This is a genomic window from Pseudomonas sp. P5_B2, from assembly GCF_056400445.1.
The window spans coordinates 1-1,211 of the sequence record NZ_JBFULH010000979.1; the positions used below are offsets into that span (position 1 = coordinate 1).

Here is a 1,211-nt window from a genome sequence, read left to right on the forward strand (position 1 = left end):
GAAGCCGCGGGCGCGTTTTTTCAGGTCCTGGTAGTAGGCATGTGCGTCTTCGAAGCCTTCAGGGATGAGGAAAATCGCGTCAGCGTTCTGCGCGGCGAAATTGCGTCCGGCCTCCGAGGTGCCGGCCTGGAAAATCGGCGGTTGTCCTTGCTTCGAACGGGCGATGTTGAGCGGACCCTTTACCGAGAAAAACTCACCCTTGTGCTCCAAAGCATGCAACTTGCCAGGGGTGAAAAACTCGCCACTTTGCTTGTCGTAGGCAAAGGCATCGTCTTCCCAGGAATCCCACAGGCCCTTGACCACATTCACGTGCTCTTTGGCGATGCGGTAGCGAACGGCGTGGGGCGGGTGTTCAGCCTTGCTGAAGTTATCGGCGGTGCCGCTGAGCCAGGACGTCACCACGTTCCACCCTGCACGACCACCGCTGATGTGATCCAGCGAGGCGAGTTGGCGGGCGACCTGGAACGGTTCGGTGTAGCTGACCGTGACCGTCGCGACCAGTCCGATGTTGTGCGTCGTGGCTGCCAGGGCCGAGAGTATGGTCAACGGCTCGAAGCGATTGAGGTAATGCGGGCTGGATTTCTCGTGAATGTGCAGGCTGTCGGCAATGAACACGAAATCGAACTTGGCCGCCTCGGCCAGTTGCGTCTGCTGCTTGTAGAAATCGAAGCTCACGCTGGCGTTGGGCCGGGCCTGCGGGTGACGCCATTCGCCCCAGCCGTGGCCGACGCCATGGACCATCGCACCGAGTTTCAGTTGGCGTTGTTTGCTCATGGTCTTACTCCTGAATCCGTCGCATCGTTATCGAGATGCCTGGTTGAGTTGGGCACGCTTGGCGTTGAAGCTCTTGTCGAAGCCTTGGGACACGTCGATGTGTTTGCCGAGAATCCCTTCTTCCTGATAGATGTCGGCGGTGGTTTGCAGGCCGCCGATCACCTTGTCGTCGATTTCTACTGGTTGCATGTGCGTGCCTTTGGCCACGGCGACATGCACCGCCAACGGCAGGCCCGTGACACGTGCCTGGGCGGCGGCAAATTCCTCGGGATGGGCATTGGTCCAGCGATACGCGCGATCAACCCGGGCGATAAAGTCATCCAGTTGTTGACGCTTGTTGGCGATGGCCTGGCTGGTGGCGGCAAAGTACAAATGGTTGCTCAGCAAGGTTTTGCCGCTGACCAGGACCTTGGCCTGACTCTGGGTGGTGGAAATAG

2 protein-coding genes are annotated in these 1,211 nt (G+C 59.3%); both read right to left on the reverse strand.

The annotated features are described in order from the left end of the window. The coding region (locus tag AC1DRJ_RS28475) for an NtaA/DmoA family FMN-dependent monooxygenase (protein ID WP_477805079.1) at nucleotides 1-774 on the reverse strand (774 nt) is incomplete at its 3' end. 27 nt (nucleotides 775-801) lie between these two features. Continuing rightward, nucleotides 802-1,211: type 2 periplasmic-binding domain-containing protein (locus AC1DRJ_RS28480; RefSeq protein WP_477805080.1), on the reverse strand; the 410-nt coding region annotated here is incomplete at its 5' end.